This is a genomic window from Flavobacterium sp. B183 (assembly GCF_023539155.1).
In the GTDB taxonomy this organism is placed as follows: Bacteria; Bacteroidota; Bacteroidia; order Flavobacteriales; family Flavobacteriaceae; genus Flavobacterium; species Flavobacterium tructae.
In genome coordinates this window covers 5,388,566-5,408,422 of the sequence record NZ_CP097434.1, presented here as the reverse complement: position 1 = coordinate 5,408,422, position 19,857 = coordinate 5,388,566, and the positions used below count along the sequence as shown (strand labels likewise).

Annotated in this window: 14 protein-coding genes; 5 read left to right on the top strand and 9 right to left on the bottom strand. The window is 34.7% G+C overall.

Features of this window, described 5'->3' with window-relative positions:
• Positions 1–80: 80 nt before the first annotated feature.
• From secA to M4I44_RS22175, 4 genes are all read right to left on the bottom strand, one after another.
• Positions 81–3,422, bottom strand: coding sequence for a preprotein translocase subunit SecA (secA, locus tag M4I44_RS22190; protein WP_017495155.1), 3,342 nt, complete (start codon positions 3,420–3,422; stop codon positions 81–83).
• Positions 3,423–3,509: 87 nt separating this feature from the next.
• Entirely contained in the window at positions 3,510–3,731 is a 222-nt protein-coding gene (locus tag M4I44_RS22185) for a DUF2795 domain-containing protein (RefSeq protein ID WP_007138072.1), read from the bottom strand.
• Between the two features lie 186 nt (positions 3,732–3,917).
• Positions 3,918–4,487: a cob(I)yrinic acid a,c-diamide adenosyltransferase gene (locus M4I44_RS22180; RefSeq protein WP_089076597.1), complete on the bottom strand. Its 570-nt coding sequence runs from the start codon at positions 4,485–4,487 to the stop codon at positions 3,918–3,920.
• 69 nt (positions 4,488–4,556) lie between these two features.
• Complete coding sequence (locus tag M4I44_RS22175) at positions 4,557–5,261, bottom strand: ABC transporter ATP-binding protein (protein WP_249966140.1); 705 nt, start codon at positions 5,259–5,261, stop codon at positions 4,557–4,559.
• A 303-nt stretch (positions 5,262–5,564) separates the two neighbouring features.
• Between M4I44_RS22175 and M4I44_RS22170 the strand changes: the two genes are divergently transcribed.
• Positions 5,565–6,224 carry a DUF6565 domain-containing protein gene (locus tag M4I44_RS22170; RefSeq protein ID WP_017495158.1) on the top strand — a complete coding sequence of 220 codons (660 nt, stop codon included), beginning with the start codon at positions 5,565–5,567 and terminating at the stop codon, positions 6,222–6,224.
• Positions 6,225–6,300: 76 nt separating this feature from the next.
• Here the strand turns inward: M4I44_RS22170 and M4I44_RS22165 are convergent, their stop codons facing one another.
• From M4I44_RS22165 to M4I44_RS22150, 4 genes are all read right to left on the bottom strand, one after another.
• On the bottom strand, positions 6,301–7,152 hold the full coding sequence (locus M4I44_RS22165; protein WP_249966139.1) for an alpha/beta fold hydrolase: 852 nt from the start codon (positions 7,150–7,152) through the stop codon (positions 6,301–6,303).
• A gap of 49 nt (positions 7,153–7,201) precedes the next feature.
• Complete coding sequence (locus tag M4I44_RS22160) at positions 7,202–7,993, bottom strand: class I SAM-dependent methyltransferase (RefSeq protein ID WP_249966138.1); 792 nt, start codon at positions 7,991–7,993, stop codon at positions 7,202–7,204.
• A gap of 159 nt (positions 7,994–8,152) precedes the next feature.
• Positions 8,153–8,611, bottom strand: a complete 459-nt coding sequence (locus M4I44_RS22155; protein ID WP_017495161.1) for an FKBP-type peptidyl-prolyl cis-trans isomerase — start codon at positions 8,609–8,611, stop codon at positions 8,153–8,155.
• Between the two features lie 160 nt (positions 8,612–8,771).
• On the bottom strand, positions 8,772–10,634 hold the full coding sequence (locus M4I44_RS22150; RefSeq protein WP_249966137.1) for an ABC-F family ATP-binding cassette domain-containing protein: 1,863 nt from the start codon (positions 10,632–10,634) through the stop codon (positions 8,772–8,774).
• A gap of 158 nt (positions 10,635–10,792) precedes the next feature.
• Between M4I44_RS22150 and M4I44_RS22145 the strand changes: the two genes are divergently transcribed.
• From M4I44_RS22145 to M4I44_RS22120, 4 genes are all read left to right on the top strand, one after another.
• The gene (locus tag M4I44_RS22145; RefSeq protein ID WP_249966136.1) at positions 10,793–11,935 is read left to right on the top strand and encodes an AraC family transcriptional regulator; all 1,143 of its coding nucleotides are present in this window, start codon (positions 10,793–10,795) and stop codon (positions 11,933–11,935) included.
• Between the two features lie 60 nt (positions 11,936–11,995).
• On the top strand, positions 11,996–12,841 hold the full coding sequence (locus M4I44_RS22140) for an alpha/beta fold hydrolase (RefSeq protein ID WP_249966135.1): 846 nt from the start codon (positions 11,996–11,998) through the stop codon (positions 12,839–12,841).
• Positions 12,842–13,420: 579 nt separating this feature from the next.
• Positions 13,421–17,761 (top strand): PKD domain-containing protein, encoded by a 4,341-nt coding sequence (locus M4I44_RS22125; RefSeq protein WP_305881775.1) that lies wholly within the window; start codon positions 13,421–13,423, stop codon positions 17,759–17,761.
• 11 nt (positions 17,762–17,772) lie between these two features.
• Positions 17,773–18,762: a PorP/SprF family type IX secretion system membrane protein gene (locus M4I44_RS22120; protein WP_249966134.1), complete on the top strand. Its 990-nt coding sequence runs from the start codon at positions 17,773–17,775 to the stop codon at positions 18,760–18,762.
• Positions 18,763–18,812: 50 nt separating this feature from the next.
• On the opposite strand, the gene M4I44_RS22115 is transcribed toward M4I44_RS22120, so the two are convergent.
• The gene (locus M4I44_RS22115) at positions 18,813–19,778 is read right to left on the bottom strand and encodes a T9SS C-terminal target domain-containing protein (protein ID WP_249966133.1); all 966 of its coding nucleotides are present in this window, start codon (positions 19,776–19,778) and stop codon (positions 18,813–18,815) included.
• Between the last annotated feature and the right edge of the window lie 79 nt (positions 19,779–19,857).

Below are 19,857 nucleotides of genomic sequence, written 5' to 3'. Positions count from 1 at the left end.
TTGTACTTGCGGATATTTTAAAAACAACAAACCCGACAGGTTTTTGAAGCCTGTCGGGTTTACTTAATTAAAAGTCTTTATTATTTAACGATAACCCATTCGCCTGAGGCTACTAAAGATTCCGCTTTTTTAAATTTCATTGTTTCCGTTTTGCCGGTTGCAACTTCCTGAACGGTTACAGTGTCATTGCGGTTGATTTTTGGCATGTCTCTTACAATCGTTTCAGTAACCTGACGCTGTTGTGTTTCTCCGGCTTCACGGTTGATTTCTTCGCTGTTTACGATTTCGTCTTTGCTTAATTTGAAGTTTTCTTTTTGACGTACTTCTTTAGCTTCGTGAATTTCAGGAACGTTTTGAGCCGGTAAATCACCTTTGAACAAGAATGAGATCACTTCTCTGTTAACGTTGTCTAACATTCCTCTGAACAAATTGAAAGCTTCTAATTTGTAAATAAGCAATGGATCTTTTTGCTCGTGAACGGCCAATTGAACTGATTGTTTCAATTCGTCCATTTTGCGTAAGTGTTTTTTCCAGGCCTCATCAACGATAGAAAGAGTAATATTTTTCTCGAAATCGGCAATTAACTGAGCTCCTTCGCTGTCGTATGCTTTTTTCAAATCAGTTACCACATTCAGTGTTTTGATACCATCTGTAAACGGAACTACGATACGCTCAAAATGATTGTTTGGCTCTTCGTAAACTCCTTTAATGATTGGGAAAGCTTCTCTGGCGCTTCTTTCTGTTTTTTCAGTATAGAAAGCCAAAGTCTCTTTGTATATTTTTCCTGTAATTTCGATGTCTGATAATTTCGTAAAATCAGCTTCAGAAATTGGAGAAGTGATAGAGAAATAACGGATCAGATCAAATTCGAAAGTTTTGAAATCATTAGCTGCTTTATTCTGACTTACGATTAGTTCACAAGTATCGTAAAGCATGTTTGCGATATCCAGTTTCAAACGCTCACCAAACAAAGCATGACGACGACGTTTGTATACTACTTCACGTTGAGAGTTCATTACGTCATCATATTCTAATAAACGTTTACGAACACCAAAGTTATTTTCTTCTACTTTTTTCTGTGCACGTTCGATAGATTTCGTCATCATAGAATGCTGAATTACTTCACCTTCCTGAAGTCCCATTCTGTCCATCACTTTAGCGACTCTTTCAGAGCCAAATAAACGCATTAGGTTGTCTTCAAGTGAAACATAAAACTGAGAACTTCCCGGATCTCCCTGACGTCCTGCACGACCACGTAACTGTCTGTCTACACGACGAGAGTCATGACGCTCTGTACCCACGATTGCTAAACCTCCGGCAGCTTTTACTTCAGGTGTTAATTTAATATCGGTACCACGACCAGCCATGTTGGTTGCAATCGTTACTACTCCGGCTTTACCCGCTTCTTCTACAATTTGTGCCTCTTGTTTGTGCATTTTAGCATTCAAAACGTTATGTGTAACGCCTCTCATTTTCAACATACGGCTTAATAACTCTGAAATCTCTACTGAAGTTGTTCCAATAAGAACTGGTCTTCCTGCATTTGATAATTCAGTAACGTCTTCAATTACAGCATTGAATTTTTCACGAGTTGTTTTGTAGATATAATCTTCTTTATCTTGTCTCGCAATCGGACGGTTGGTTGGAATTTCAACAACGTCTAATTTGTAAATCTGCCATAACTCGCCAGCTTCTGTAACAGCTGTACCGGTCATACCACCTAGTTTGCTGTACATTCTGAAATAATTCTGTAACGTAACAGTTGCAAAAGTTTGTGTAGCAGCTTCGATTTTTACATTTTCTTTAGCTTCGATCGCCTGGTGTAAACCGTCAGAATAACGACGGCCATCCATGATACGGCCTGTTTGCTCATCGACAATCATAATTTTGTTGTCCATGATTACGTATTCTACATCTTTTTCAAAAAGAGCGTATGCTTTTAAGAGTTGAGTAAGAGTATGAATACGCTCGCTTTTTACTCCAAAATCCTGGAATAATCTTTCTTTCGCTTCTGCTTCACCATCTTTGTCTAGTTTTTGCTTTTCAATAGCGGCAATTTCAGTTCCGATATCCGGAAGTACGAAAAAGTCCGGATCAGTATCTCCTGAAAGGTATTGGATACCATTATCCGTCAATTCAACCTGATTGTTTTTTTCTTCAATTACAAAATACAAAGCTTCATCCACTTTATGCATTTCGCGATTGTTGTCCTGCATGTATTGATTTTCGGTTTTTTGAAGCAATTGTTTGATTCCTTCTTCACTCAAAAATTTAATTAATGCTTTATTTTTAGGTAAACTTCTGTAAGCTCTTAACAATAAGAATCCACCTTCTTTAGTGTTTCCTTCTTTGATTAATTTTTTTGCTTCTGCTAAGAAACCGTTTGCCAACTGACGTTGTTGTGCTACTAAGTTTTCGATTTTTGGTTTAAGCTCATTAAATTCATGACGGTCTCCCTGAGGTACCGGTCCTGAAATAATAAGTGGTGTTCTGGCGTCATCAATCAATACAGAATCGACCTCATCGACAATAGCATAGTTGTGCTTTCTTTGTACTAAATCGCTTGGCGAATGTGCCATGTTATCTCTTAAATAGTCAAAACCAAATTCGTTATTGGTTCCGTAAGTGATATCGGCGTCGTATGCTTTCTTTCTTTGTTCTGTACTTGGCTGGTGATTATCGATACAATCAACAGTTAAACCGTGGAATTCAAATAAAGGTGCTTTCCATGTACTATCACGTTTGGCAAGGTAATCATTCACGGTTACTAAGTGAACTCCGTTTCCGGTCAAAGCATTTAAGTATAATGGAAGTGTCGCTACTAAAGTTTTACCTTCCCCTGTTTGCATCTCGGCAACTTTACCTTCGTGCAACACCATACCACCAATTAACTGAACATCATAGTGAATCATGTCCCAGGTGATGTCTTTCCCGGCAGCATTCCATTTGTTAGCCCAGACAGATTTTTCTCCATCTATAACAACGTATGGTTTTGTTGCTGAAAATTCGCGGTCTTTTGCAGTTGCGGTAACTTCAATATGAGAATTTTCTTTGAAACGACGAGCCGTTTCTTTTACTACAGAGAAAGCTTCAGGAAGGATTTCCAATAAAGTTTTTTCTGAGATTTCGTAAGCTTCTTTTTCAAGAGTATCAATCGCATCATAAAGATCTTCTCTTTTGTCGATGTCTTCGATGTTTTCTACTTCTGCTTTAAGCGAAGCAATTTTAGCATCTTTATCAGCTCTGGCTTCTTTTATTCTTTCCTTAAAAAATACAGTTCTAGCCCTTAATTCGTCGTGAGACAAACTCATTAAGCTGGTTTCGAATGTTTTAATTTTGTTTAAGTAAGGCTGTAAAGCTTTGACATCTTTCTGTGATTTATCACCTACAAAGACTTTAATAATACTGTTTATGAAACTCATGATTTATTGTATTTCTATTTTATGTAAATGTGTATTTGAACCAAAAAAAAAGCCTCGGTGATGAGACTTTTTCCTTTGGTTTATTTTTTAATATTCATCCTCATTCCAAAGATAATCTTCGTCTGTTGGATAATCAGGCCAAATTTCTTCCATTGATTCATATATCTCGCCTTCGTCTTCAATCGACTGAAGGTTTTCTACTACTTCTAATGGAGCACCAGCTCTAATAGCGTAGTCAATAAGTTCATCTTTGTTAGCAGGCCATGGCGCATCACTTAAATAAGATGCTAATTCTAATGTCCAATACATCTGTTATCTGTTTAGTTTTGTGCAAAAATAAATTTTTTACTGAAAAAGACAAGTAAAATTTAATTTATTTTAATAAAATTTAAGAACGTCATCTTTAAACTCCAAAAATCAAACTCCAAATACCAAAAAATGGTGATGAAATTTTGTTGGAATTTGGGATTTGAAAAATTGTAATTTCCAGAAAATTTATTTTCTGGGGATCCATTTTACTTCCTCCGCGTTTAGATCTGAGGACAACTTCCGTGCCAAGACAAAAAGGTAGTCAGAAAGTCGGTTTAAGTATCGAATTGCGATTTCAGGAACAGCTTCATTATGGCTTAAATGTACTGCCAAACGCTCGGCGCGACGACAAATACAACGTGCTATATGACAATGTGACACAGTGGGATGTCCTCCAGGTAAAACAAAATGAGTCATTTGTGGAAGACTTTCTTCCATTTGATCAATTTCATTCTCTAATAATTCGATATCTGTATCGATAATTCCAAGGTTTTTTAGACGAAGTTCTCCATTTTTAAGAACCTCTTTTTCTGCCGGAGTAGCCAAAATGGCACCAACGGTAAACAAGCGATCCTGAATTTCAATTAAAATAGTCTTATAATGCGCATCCATTTCCTGATCACGAATAAGCCCTATATAAGAGTTTAGTTCGTCTACAGTACCGTAACTGTCAATTCGGATATGGTCTTTAGGAACACGGTCACCGCCAAACAGAGCGGTAGTTCCTTTGTCTCCTGTTTTTGTATATACTTTCATTTTTTTTAAAGATGCTAAGGTTCTAAGGTGCAAAGGTTCAAAGTTTTTTCTTTGCGATTAAACGATTAATCAACTAAACGATTTAACTTCTTTTTGGGTGTCACTTTCGATTAATCCGTCTCTTAAGCGTATTACACGATGTGCATAGGCTGCGATGTCTTCCTCGTGTGTTACCAGAATTACGGTGTTTCCCTGTGCGTGAATGTCGCCAAAGAGTTTCATGATCTCTACAGAAGTTTTACTGTCTAAGTTTCCGGTTGGCTCATCGGCAAGAATAATAGAGGGTTTATTGACCAAAGCTCGTGCTATGGCAACACGCTGACGCTGTCCTCCTGATAGCTGATTGGGCTGATGATCCATTCGGTCGGCAAGATTTACCTGCTTTAAAACTTCTTCGGCTCTTTTAACACGTTCTGTTTTGGAGTGACCGGCATAGATCATAGGCAATGCAACATTGTCTAAGGCTGTAGTTCTCGGCAGCAGATTGAAGGTCTGAAATACAAAACCAATTTCTTTGTTTCGAATTTCGGCCAGCTCATCATCACGCATTTGACTGACATCTTTTCCGTTCAGTACGTATTGTCCGGAAGTTGGCGTATCCAAACAACCCAGTAAATTCATTAAAGTTGATTTTCCGGATCCGGATGGGCCCATTAAAGCCACATATTCCCCTTTGTTGATTTGCAGGTCGATTCCCTTTAAAACATAAACAATTTCATTACCCAGAACGAAATCTCGTTTGATGTTGGTTATTTTAATTAATGGATTTGCCATTTCGATTTACAATTTTGGATTTAAATGTACAAAAGACTTTTCAATAAAAGTATGAGTAGTCGAGATTTGGTTTTTGTTACAAATTGTCATTTGTTTTTTGTTCATCTGAAAATAATCAAAAATCATATCTTTTTTCGACAGAAGAGCGTTATGTTATTTTTGGTATATTTTGCATAATTAACATTAAATCTTGTATTTTATAGTTTTAGTATGTTTTTAATATTTAAAAGATGATAATTGTGTAATTTTTTATAGTAGGTTTTAGGTAGATTTGTTAAGATAGTAACTAAAACAACTGAGATTATGAAAAATATATCATTATTATCCGGAATTGCGGTAATCGCATTAGGTTTTGTATCCTGTAAAGATGAAAAACAAGAACAGGCCGAAAAAACAATCGATTCTTATGTTGCCTATGTCGACTCTGTTAAAAATGTTAAGGCTGATGATTTAAAGGCTGATTGGAAAGCGGTTGAAGCCGAGTATGAAAAAAGAGCTGCGAATGCTCAACTGGCACTTGCTGATATTAAAGAAAATAATGCCGCAACAGAGAAAATAAATACGAGTAAGATCAAATACGAAGAATTTAGAAATAATATGGTGACTATTCTTGCTCCTCCGGCCCCAAGTCCAAAACAGCAATTGCGTAATGCTTTATTTGGTGAAGGAAAGATTGGGGAAGATATGAGTTTTGCCTGGGTGAATGCTAAAAACATTCATAGTGTTTACCAACAGTTTGTGCATACGGTAGAAAAAAATAAAGACAGTTACTCCCGTGAAGACTGGGACGAAATTAAATTGATGTATGAAGCACTTGACAGCCGAAAAAATACAGTAGAAAAAGAAGGCTTAACAGGCGAAGACAATCGTAAAATTGCCGGTCTGAAATTAAAATTTGCGCCAATGTACACTTTAAACAGAATGGGGGCGAAGTCTGAAGAAACGGCAGCGGCTAAGAAGTAAGTTTTTAAATTTTGAATTAGTAAAAAATGGCAGCCGGAATTGGTTGCCATTTTTGTATCTACTATTTTGTAAATTATTAGGATTGAAATCTTTTTAAATCTTCTAAAAAAATAGGCCAGATAGTATCTTTAAACTGACTTCTGAAAAAACCAAAATGGCCTATGTCTTTTACGCCAAATTCTTCTGCTTTTAAATGAATTCTGCTTACTTCAGATTTTTTAAATTTGGAAGCAATCCAATCAATTGCCGATACAGTGGCGTAAAAATCATTGTCGATACTATAAGATTTAATGCTGCAGTTTATTTTATCGTAATGTTCTTTTGCATCTTCGATACAGTCAAAATGATAGTTGGGTTTCTTGCACCATTTGGCCCATTCAATCGCCATTCCTTTTGGCAAATCTTCCATTCGGGTGAAGTGACTGGAAGGGAGATAATTGAAGATTTTAGTAAAAGACGGTATAATTGCATACCACAAAAACTGCATTTTTAATCGGTCAAATCCTTTCCAGTGTATCCAGCTTCCGGATTGTGATGCCACCATTACAATACCATCAAATAAATGATTAGAAGGAACTAAACCTATTAGTTGACCGCCAATACTATGGGTGATCACAAATAATTTACTGTGAGGATTTTTCTCTTTGACGTATTGGACTACCGTTTCGAAATCATTTTTGGCCCAATCCGAAGCAGTTGTTTTAAATTTAGAAAGCGGTGCGGACTTTGAGTCGCCAATTCCGCCATAATCAAAAGTAAAAACAGAATAATGATTTTCAGAAAGATACGTTGCGAAATTGTAATAATAATTTTGTTTAACACCGGTGGCCGAAGCTATAATCACACAATTGTCGCTCGGAGCCGTGGACTTAAATTCTGTTACAGCTATAGGGTATTGTAAAGGGGTGTCGATTTTTATCGCATTCATAAATGTATAAGTATAGAATGTAATAAAAGTATCATTTTAAAGTCATTTGTCAAACGCGAATCATAAAATGTTCTTTTTCCTGTTCGTATCTAAAAAATACAAATCCCCATTGAAAAGTATCTATAGTGACTTTTACTTTTGGATGATTTTGGATGATTCCCCAGGCTTCTTCCATTTCTTCTGACCAATGAATGTCGTCAAAGATCCAAACCGAATCATTATTGATTGTTGGCAATAAAAGATTGAAATATTCCAGAGTTGCTTTTTTGGAATGATTACCGTCGAAATAGATTAAATCGAAGGTCTCAGTCTCCGTTTTTAGTCTCAATTGAATATCCTGAAGATAGTTTTCAAATTCTGTTACAATTGAATTTACATTCAAACAATCAAACTCTGTAAATTGATTTTGAGCAACATTTGCTGTATTTGGACAACCTTCTAATGTAACAACTTTTGCTTTTGAATTCCCTAAAGCCAGAGCAGCAGTTGCCAAACCTAATGATGTTCCAATTTCTAAAACATTTTTAGGCTGAAAATAATTGGTCACACGAAATAACAATTCGGCCCGTTTTGGAGAGATTCCGGCTGTTTGGGCAATCTTTGAAATTTGCCTGCTGCTGGATTTAAAAACTTTTGAACCCGCTCCAAAATCCGTTACTTCGATGAAGTTTTTATTTTCTAAAAGTGATTTTCGATATTTTTTTAGAATTAAATATTCCGGTTTTGGTTTCCTGTCGTAAAAACATTTCGTCAATAGATGGAATACAAACGGAGAATGAACAGCATGCTCGTTTTTAGAGTTCCAAAGAAATTTGAGATATGATTTTATTGTATGTAGCATTTTTTTGTTTTGCAGAGATTCACAGAGAAATGCAAAGATTCACAAAAAAAAACTTTTTTAAGCTCGCTTTTTTGCGAATCTCTGTGTAATTGTTTGAGTATTTGATTCTAAATTAAAGTAGTTAATTGATCTTTATAGAATCATTTTGTCAATTGAAATTTATTTGTTTACCTTGATTAATTTAACATCAAAAATAAGTACTGAGCCTCCGGGGATTTTTTTATTTCCTTTGCTGCCATAGCCCAAATGCGAAGGAACAAGAAGAATTCCGCTTCCACCGGTTTTAAAATAAGGAATGCCTTCTGTCCAGCCTTTTACAACTTCATCTAAATAGAACGAAATTCCATCTGAATTACTTTGATCGAATACCGTTCCATTGGTAAAAGAGCCTCTGTAAGCTACGGTTACATTAGATTTTGCCGTTGGCTGAGTTCCGGTTCCCGGAACATCAATAACATAGTAAAGTCCTGTGCTGGTTCTTTGTGCTGTTAGTTTATTTTTGGCAATATAATCCGTAATTTCTTTTTCGTTTTGAGCGGTGTAATCCTTTTCTTTTTCATCTTTTGAACAAGAAATAAAAAGCATTACGGCAAGTAGTGAAGTTAAAAGGTATTTCATAGAAAAATAATGTAATATGGGGTTAATAAAGTCGCTAATATAAAAAATACTATGCTTTTTTTGTTGCACAAAGATTCACAAAGAAAAACAAAGATTCACAAAAGAAAAATAAAGCTTGGTGTAGCTCTGCGTTTCTTCTTTGTGAATCTTTGCGGAATAACTATCCTTCAATCTTAGCCGAAAGCTCGAACCAGCGTTCTTCTTTCTGATCGATTTTGTTGATGATGTTTTGTAATTCGTTTGCCTTTTTCTCGATATCAGCATCGGCAACTTTTCCGTCAGAGAATAATTGTTCGATTTTAGTCTTTTCGATTTCTAAATCTTTGATTTCTCTTTCCAGTTTCTGATATTCTTTTTGCTCGTTGAAACTTAGATTTCCGGTTGGATTGTTTTGCTTCCAGTCTTTCTTTTCGGCCTTGTTTTCTTCTTTTTGAGCCACATCGGCACTGTCTTCGTAGGCTCTGAAATCAGAGTAGTTTCCGGGGAAATTTTCGATTTCACCCTGTCCTCTGAAAACAAATAAATGATCGACAATTTTATCCATGAAATAACGGTCGTGCGAAACTACCAATAAACATCCCGGATAATCCAATAGAAAGCTTTCTAAGACGTTTAGCGTCACAATATCTAAATCGTTTGTAGGCTCATCTAAAATTAAAAAGTTAGGATTCTGAATCAGAACCGTACACAAATACAAACGTTTTAATTCTCCACCACTTAATTTGTCAACGTAATCATATTGTTTTTCGGCGTCAAAAAGAAAACGCTCCAATAATTGTGAAGCCGATATAATTTTGCCTTTGGCTAACGGAATATACTCTCCGTATTCTTTAATAATATCGATAACTCTTTGTCCCGGTTTCGGATTGATTCCGCTTTGTGTATAGTAACCAATTTTGATGGTGTCGCCTTTTACAACACGACCGCTGTCTGGTGGGATCGTTCCCGTAAGAAGATTTAGAAAAGTAGATTTTCCGGTTCCATTTTTACCAATAATTCCAATTCTTTCAACACGCTGAAAATCAAAACTAAAATGATCGAGTATAACTTTGTCTTTGAATTTTTTAGAAAGTTTGTGAAGCTCAATAATTTTGCTTCCCATACGTTCCATATTAATTTCAAGCTCTACTTTATTTTCTTTACGACGGCTTTGTGCCTTTTCTTTGATCACGTAAAAGTCGTCCTGACGAGATTTCGACTTTGTAGTTCTTGCCTTAGGCTGACGGCGCATCCATTCTAATTCTTTAACGAATAAGTTTTTGGCCTTGTCAACACTGGCATTTTCAGAAGTAATACGTTCCTCTTTTTTCTCTAAATAGTAAGAGTAATTTCCTTTGTATTGGTATAATTTCCCGTTATCAAGTTCGATAATTTCGTTACAAACACGCTCTAAAAAGAAACGGTCGTGTGTTACCATAAAAAGGGTAATGTTTTCTTTGGCAAAATAACTTTCCAACCATTCGATCATTTCTAAATCAAGGTGGTTGGTTGGCTCATCCAGAATTAATAAATCCGGACGATTGATCAAAATGATCGCCAGTGAAAGACGTTTTTTTTGTCCACCCGAAAGATTTTTTACTTTCAGTTTAAAATCCTCCAGTTTTAGTTTGAATAAAATCTGCTTGTATTGTGTTTCAAAATCCCAGGCATTGTGCTGATCCATTCCGTCAAAAGCTTTTTGGTAAGCTTCTTCATCATTTGGGTTCTCTAATGCTTTTTCATAAGCCTCAATAATCTTAAGCGTCTCATTATCGGAAGCAAAAATGCTTTCTTCGATAGTCAATTCGTCCTGCAGGTTATTGTCCTGAGAAAGAAAAGCCATTCGGATGCCTTTTCTTAGAACTACCTGTCCTGTATCGGGTTCGTCCAAACCATTGATAATACTCATAATGGTCGTTTTTCCGGAACCATTTTTTGCGATGAAGGCAATTTTTTGATCTTTATTGATTCCAAAAGAGATGTTTTCGAATAAGGTTTTTTCGCCAAATGATTTGGATATGTTTTCTACAGATAGGTAATTCACTTTGTATATTGTAAGTTATAAATTATGAGTTATGAGTATTTTAGAAAACATAACTTTTTGCAAAAGTAAACTTTTATCTTACGATTTGCGAATTGTTAATCTTATTTAAGTTGAGTAAGACAAACTTAATTACTTAGATTTGTGATCAAAATTGTTTTATGTACTCGATATTCAATGCAATAATTTGCGGTGCAGCATTTTTACTGACATTTATAATATTTGTAAATCAAAATAAGATCAATGTAAAAGCCAATCGCTGGTTTGGATCTTTTATGGGCTGTATTTTTTTAATCGTACTTGAAAATGTTATTGTAGACGGCAAAATACTCAGAGAAGATGATATTCTGAATCAATTAATAAACATCTCCAGTTTTGTTGTTGCTCCTGTATTTTATCTAAGTGTGAGCTATTATATCGAGCCCGTTAGAAAATGGAAAGCAATTGATTATTTACATTTTAGTTTCGCTTTCCTGGTCTTTATTCTTCTTATGAGTTCCTGGGTAATAGACGACAACCATAAACCCGAAGATATAAGTCCGGAAATTGTACAGAAAACCATAGTCATATTTAATTTTATTTTCAGCCTGTACGTTTTTATTTATTGTTTTTTGGCTTATCAAAAAATTGTTAAACATGAAAAAACGATTAAATTTTTAAATTCTACTTCTGAGAATCTGGATTTAAAATGGCTGAAAAATATTATTGTCGGCGTTATTTTTATCACGATTTTTTGGATTCTTGATATTGTGTTTCAAATTTCGGAGGGAAACAAAACTTTTGATATTCTAACAAGTTTGATTTATTTTTTAGGTATTCTTTACATCACGTATTACTGGCAGAAGCAAAAAGAAATTTTCCCTTATTCATTAAAAGAAAAAGAAGAAATAGAAAATATTATTGTTGAAACTTCTCTTCCGGAAAGCAAAAGAAAACAATTATTGACTCCCGAAGAATTGGAAGAACAAAAAAGCAGGTTGTTACAATTAATGAATACCGAAAAACCTTTTTTAGATTTTGATTTGAGCTTGGTAAAATTGGCTTCTTCTATGAATGTATCGACACATGTTCTTTCCTATGTAATCAATAACGGATGCAATGAAAATTTCTATCAATTTGTAAACAGATATAGAATTGAAGAAGCAAAAAAACTTATGGCCAATTCTGAAATGGATCGTTTAAGTTTACTTGGGATTGGATTTTCTGTAGGTTTTAATTCAAAAACTGTTTTTAATACCACATTTAAAAAACTGACCGGACAAACCCCCTCAGGATATAAGAAACAAATAGGTTCTGCTTTATAAACCCGAACGACCAGCCTTTGTTTTTATGAGATTTTTGCTGAAAATTTTAATCTTAAAGAAATGAAATCAGCAAAAAACGGTATCGTAAAAATGGGTCTAAGTTTATTCTTTGTATTTACTTCCTGCGACAAAGACAATGACACTTTAAAGAATGACAAGGAAACAGTAAAAGAAACAAGAGTCGATTTAGGAACTCATAAAGTAATGACTTATTCGATTATTCATAACACAAAATATTTGATTGTTTTTGAATCCGGACTTGGAGACGGACATTCGGTTTGGGACGAAAAAAAAATACCTGCACAATTAAACGCCAAATTAGATATTGTAAGTTATGACAGAGCCGGTTATGGGAAATCTGATAAAGATTCAAAACCAAGAAATATAAATCAATTAAGAAGTGAACTCGAAACTGTAATTAATAATTTTTCGAATGGTAGAAAAGTTATTCTTGTCGGACATTCGCTTGGTGGAATGATTATTAGAGATTATGCTGTTAAAAATTCTTCTAAAGTTGCCGGATTATTATTTATAGATCCATCACACGAGTATTACAATCAGCCTACGCAAGAGGAGGAGGATATGCTTTATAATCTTTTTAAGACCAATTTTGGAGAAAATTTTGGAGGAACACTCGAAGCCAGAGAAATAATAGAAGATTCTCAATATATGGCGACACTTCCACATTTGCCAAATATTCCTGTAATTGTAATTTCGAGCTTAAAAGTCGATGCCTCTATTTCTGAATCAGATAAACAAAAATGGTTTAAGGCGCATGAATTATTAAAAGACGGAGTTTCTGATTTTACACACGTTTCGACTACAAAATCCGGACATTACATTATGTACGATGAGCCAAATTTGGTAATCGATAATTTTAATTTGCTATTGTCTAAAATTAAATAAAAAGGTTTTGCGGGATTTGGTTTGATACAAAATCAAATCTCGTAAAAGTTTTATTGGTCTCAAAGTTGGGTTTAAAACGCATAGTACCTGATAGTAATGCGAAAGAATATAATGTATTTCATCGAAAAAAATGGACTAAAAATGGACTGATTTTTACAGATGTAATTGTTGAAATTAGATATATTTTAATCATTTTATAACCAAGTATCCGTTAATCCTGCAGCTCAGGATCAACGGATATTTGCATTAATGAGGCATTATTAAATTTTACAATTATGGATACTGATATCTTCACTAATAGGAACCATCTGAGTACTCAAATAAATAGAGAGGCACTAAGTAAAACCAATTTATATGTTAAATCATTTTTTTTGATAGCATACCCCACAGGTTTTATAAATATTCTGTTTCATCATAGTTATGTGTTAAAAGAGACCAATTATTACATCAAAAGACCAAGTAATACATTTAAATAAGAATCAAGTTTTATTGTAGCTAAATTCGTTCTTTTTTGAAGATGTATTTAAGTGTTATTATTTATAACTCTCAAAGCAATATCTAACTAATGTGAAAATTTTCATGAAGAAACTTCCTTTTTTTATACTCTGTTTTTCATTAGCTATTACTTCTTTTGGATATGGTTTTAATAGTAACATTGCCTTTAGTAATCCTATTTCAATAGCTCCCAGCATCGATTTTAGCTTCACCAATGACAACTCTTGTTCAGGTACCCTTATTGCATTTACTTCGGCTGTAAGTGGTAATGGTCCTTTTCAATATTCTTGGGATTTTGGAGACGGAAAAACTTCAACCAGTATTAATCCCACTCATACTTTTGAAGCGTTAGGTTGTGGGACACAAAGTTTTATCATAAAAATGACCGTTACAGATGTCAATGGTGAAGTAAGTGTCGTCTCAAGAACTATTTTAGTAAAACAGAAGCCAAATTTAAGATTTACAAACTTAGATAACTCAGGAGCAGCTTTTGAAAAATGTGGAGATAACCTGAATCCTAAATACACTATTAATGTTGGCAATATATCTAATTCAGTATCATGTATTTCATCCTATAATGTGGATTGGGGAGACGGAAGTTTAGAAACCAATATTACTTTTCCTAAAAAGCACGACTACTTAAAATTAGGATCTTATAAGATGGTGATTACCGGAATGGGAGTTAATGGCTGTAATAATTCTGCTACCTATATAGTCAATAATTCGACGAGTCCAAAGGGAGCTCTTATAACTCCGGGTAATACTACTAATTTATGTCTTCCGGTTGATACAATGGAATTCGCAATAGCTTCGTGGGGGGCTAATCCATCAGATACAAAATATGAAATTAATTTTGGAGACGGTACCACTGAGAAATATAGTCAAAAAGATTTAGAAAGTTCCACACAATATAATTCTGTGAACCCTTCGGCCTCTCTAAACTTTCCCGTATTACATAAATTCACAAAGGCAAATTGCCCATTGGGAAATACGGTCAGCTTAGATATAACGACCGGATGCGGGCGCAGTACTCTTACAGTAGGTCCTGTTATTATATTAGATATCCCTAAAGTAGATTTCGACATTAATGCTATCTTATGTTCTAATACATCTATAATATTTACCAATAAATCTAGCGCAGGATATGGTAATAATTGCAGTACTGCAGGTATTTACACCTGGGATTTTGGAGACGGAAACATATCAAATGAAGTTAATCCAACACATATATATACAACACCGGGTAACTATACCATTAAATTAACAGCAAGAACAGCTTGTGGAGCAAGTAATGAAGTCACAAAAACAGTTTGTGTTGAACCGGTATTACAACCTCAATTTACCTACAGTAATGCATGTGCTTTGAAAGATGTTATTGTTACAAATAATACAGATGCAAGTCAGGGATGTAGTATTGAAAGTTATAATTGGGAAGTTATAAGATATAGTGAAGGATTTTGCGGGAAATCAGCAGCATGGAATTTTGTAAACGGAACCAATGCGTCATCTAGGAATCCGGTTTTTAATTTTGCAAATCCGGGAACATACTATGTACAGCTAACTACTAAGAACGCATGCGGAATTTCCCGGTCTGTAACAGAAATGATACAAGTAAAAAATCCTCCTGTCATTACGTTGAATCCAATTCCTGATTACTGTAATTCTATAACCATTAATCCCGTTGCTACTGTAGATCAAAATTGTTCTCCGGATTCAGAAATCAGCTATCTCTGGAGTTTTCCCGGAGCTACACCTTCTTCATCTACATCGCTTAATCCCGGGGCGATAAATTATTTCAACAGTGGTAATTATACTGTCACATTTAGTGTAACCAACAGTTGTGGGACTACTACAAAAACAACTCCTTTTTCGGTAGCTTTAACCCTTAAGCCTATTATAAGTTCAAAGACAATAAAGGTATGCAGCAAAAATACCTTTCAGGTTACACCGGTCACTAATACAACCGAAAATGTACCAATAGGGACTACTTATATTTGGTCTGAACCTGTAATTTTTCCAACAGGATCTGTAAGTGGTGCAAGTGCACAATCTTCGCCAAAAGATAATATTAGTCAGACTTTAGTAAATAATATTGGCAGTCCGGCGACAGTAACTTATACAGTAACACCTATGTCAAAAGCTTGTATCGGAGCAAATTTTACCCTAACAGTTACGGTTGATCCATTAATAAAAGTAATTGAAACTGTAAAAAATAGTATCTGTTTTGGGGAAAATAACGGTTCTATTGATCTGAGTGTAAACGGAGGTATTCCTTTTGGAAGCGTAAATCCGTATACATTTCTATGGACAGGTCCTGATAGCTTTACAAGTACTAATGAAGATATTTCGGGCTTAAAACCCGGTGATTATATTTTAAACGTAACTGACAATGGTAATTGCCCCTTCACAAAGACTTACAAAGTTACTGAACCGGAATTATTTCAATTTTCGGCAATTAAAAATGATATAAGCTGTTTTGGTTTGAATGATGGAAATATCAGGTTATCGGTTAAAGGGGGAACACAACCTTACACCTATGTTTGGACAAAGAACGGAAATCCTTATCCGAAAACTGTCGAATATATAGATAGTCTCGAGCCCGGAACTTATGATGTAACAATTACAGAAGTAAACAATTGTAACATACTTAAAGGAAGTTATACAATCGAAGAGCCTCCAGTATTAAAAGTAAATCTGATCAAACAAATGAATATCTTATGTTATGGATCTTTTACAGGTGAAATCGAAATAAATGCAACCGGTGGAAGACTTATTGAAACTTCTTCAGGAGTGTTTGATTACAAATATAATTGGACAGGTCCGAATGGATTTACAAGTAACCTTCAAAATTTGAAAAGTTTAGCTGCAGGGACTTATAATCTGATTGTTACAGATAAATCAGGTTGTACAGATCATCTGCAAGTCATATTAACCCAAAATGCAGAAATCATTTTTAATTACACTAAATCTGAGATGTCGTGTTTTAATTCTGCAAATGCTTCTATTAGTATTGACAATATAAAAGGAGGAGTTCCTTTCACTACCGGGGATCCCTATAGTATAAAATGGAGTAATTTGGGTACTGGAGCTACACAAAATAATTTATCAGCTGGATCTTATATCATTACAATTAAAGATTCATTAGGCTGTTCAAAAGAAGCTACAATAATTATAGAAAGTGCTCCCGTTTTTAGTATAAAACCGGATATTAAAGACGTTTCTTGTTTTGGTGAAAAGGATGGTTCTATTCATTTAAATCTTTTAGGAGGCAAAGCGCCGCTGACTTTAGTTTGGGATGATAATCCATCAGCCGGAATAGAACGGAATAATATAGGACCCGGAAAATATAGCGTTACAATTACAGACTCTAAATTATGTGTAATAAAACAAACCTTTACTATTTCGGAGCCTTCATTATTGGAACTAAATGCTGATGTTTCGAACCCGTTAGATTGTGCAGATGCCAATACAGGTATTATTAATTTAATTGTAACGGGAGGGAAAGCTCCATTTACATACGCATGGTCCAATGGTGCCAAAACCGAAGATTTATATAAACTTCCACCTGGAACCTATCAGGTAACCGTTACGGATATTAATGGCTGTCAAAAATCGGGCGAATGGAAAATAACCCGTTTTGAACAACTAACACCTACTATCGAAGTTAAAACAGATTTTAATTGTGAAACTAAGTATGCAAATCAAACATATATCGGACATGTAAAAGGAGGAATTCCTCCCTATAAATTAAGTTGGTCTGATGGGATTGTCACAGGCGATAACAATGAAATCATGAATACCAATAAAGACGGACTGATTGTATTAAGTGTAACGGACAGTTTTGGCTGTACAGCTGCTGTCTCTTACAATGTTAAAAAAACGGTTTTAGGTATCGCCAATTATACCACGGGTTCATATGCTAAAGATGTTTATGATATATATTCTGTTTATGACCCAATTTTATTCACAAATTTAGCTACAGGAGATTTTATAAATACCTCTTGGGATTTTGGGGATGGTAATTTTTCTAATGAAGAAAATCCAAAACACATTTATACAAGAGAAGGGACTTATAGTATTACACAGACAGTTACTTATCCCTTTGGATGCGAGTATAAATTTACATCAACATTGATCATTAAAAAAGGGTATAGTATAATGATGCCGAACTCTTTTACTCCAAACAATGATGGTTACAATGATACATTTGCACCCATATTTTCTGGCTTAGAAGATATTACCATTACTGTTTTTGATAGCTGGGGAGGTGTTATATATACCGAAACGGGAAAAAATATTAGTGGATGGAACGGGAAGATAAAAGATGTGGATGCCCAGAATGGGAATTATTATTATAAACTCACCGCCAAAACTTTTTACAATCACACAGTAACCGAAAAAGGAGCATTTACATTAATAAAATAAAGTAGCACTGTATGAAATTAAATCTTTTTATCGTAATTCTTGCAGGTTGCTTTTTTTCAGAAACGAGAGCACAAGATCCCATTTTTACACAGTATTTCTTAATTCCGGAAACACTTAATCCTGGTTTCAGTGGGTTTAGAGAAACTACTTATGCCGGTATTATTCATAGAGAACAATGGCCGGATTTAGATCTTAAAATCGATACCGATTACGCCTTCCTTAATACTTGGAACGAAAATATGAACAGCGGTTATGGATTGAGTATTTTGAATCAAAGACAAAATTTAAACAACTATAATTATACACAAATTAATGGGAATTATGCTTATCGAGTGGAGCTTAATGACACCTGGACTTTTCGACCGGCAATTGAAGTAGGTTTTGGGTTAAAATCATTCGGTTTTCAAAATCTACTGCTTGGAGATCAGATAAACATAAAAACAGGTACAATAAATCCAACCTCAATTGATCCGATACTAAAAAATGATAAAATTAATTTCTTTGATGTATCAGCAGGAATGGTTTTCAATACCGAAAGTCTATGGATTAGTTTGTCTATGAAACATCTTAACAGACCTGGAATATCTTTTGCAACCAACGGAAAAGCACGTTTAGACTCTTTCTTTTCGTTAAGTTCAGGTTACGAATTTCTATTGGCTGATTATGTAGATGTAGTATTTTTGCCGTATGAAACCAAAATGCTTATTACATCAAACTATATGCAACAAGGGCGTTATAACCGATTTGATATAGGTACATCAGTCCTGTTCGGGAAAATATATTTTGGAGCAACAGCAGCTACTAACCCGTCAAAAAACGGTATCGGGAATCAATTACTGACTTCGATAAATTTTTTTACAGGACTACAGTACGAAAAGCTGAAATTAGGTGTTTCTTATGATATGAATACCTCCAAAATTGGAAGGACAGGGGGTGTTTATGAAGTTTTATTGACCTATCAATTTGATTCCTATGCAAAATGTTTCGGCTGTCCGCATTAAACGGAGAAGTAATCGTTTCAATTTTCATTGATTGTAAACCTGAAAAGATATTATTTATGAAGGTAGAAACTTAGTACGGGACTCAAATCAAAATAATGAAGCTGCTGTGGTACATTAAGGATTGGTTTTCGAACCAGAGCTTCATTGGTTACGTAATAATGCAGTCCATCTGATGTTGCAATTCCTTCTATTTGATGAAAGGGAAGTTTTAGATGGATTCTTCGTTTGTTTCCCGACAGAAAATCAGTGTTTTTGAAATCGTATAAAAGGTACAAAAAGGGTTTGCCAAGTTTCGAGTATCCACAAAGAACAATTGTTTTTTTAGATGCTATATAAGTTGCTCCGGTTACCAGACCTTTCGTGTTTAAGGAATGTTTTAGTCGTGCAACGTGAGATCCCGCCCGGTTAGGCAAAACGTAAATATTGGTTTTAGAGGCTTTCCATTGTTTGGTAAACAAATAAATACTGTCTTTGGACACGATGAATGCCTCGCAGTCAAAATTAGCAGTGTTTGGTTTTTTTGCAGAAAAATCAGTTTGGTCGGCATATTGAAAGGAAATTTTTTCAATTGCCGGATTTCCTTCCAGGAATGATTTTTTCTCTATTTTTAAAATGTTTAGATCAGTTCTGTTACCGGAGAGATTGTTCCCGAAATCACCAAGGTATATAAAAGAGCTGTCTTGTGAAATCTCTTCCCAGTCGTGATTGATGACCTGTTTCAGAATAACTTTTTTTTGAATTCTTCCCAATGAATCCAATCCGTAAATTGTGGTGTCGTGATCATCGTTGTGTGTCCAAAGCAACTTGTTAAAAGCAATTAATCCTGAGGTTTCTTTGATAGAATCGCTGAGGAGTTTTGAATATTCTGGTTTTAGATGGATATTTTTATAACTGCAGCTTCCGTCGTTAACGGTTGCATTGGGATTGTAATTTTTGGAAAGAGGATCAGTACAGCCTGAAACCTGCGCATGGGCAAAGTGTAGCGTGAGGAAAAAAAATAAAATTATCTTAATCATGGTCTGCAATATTAAATTTGCATAACATAAAAGTAAACTTTTAAAGATAGATTTTAAATAATGCTGAAAAATATAATTA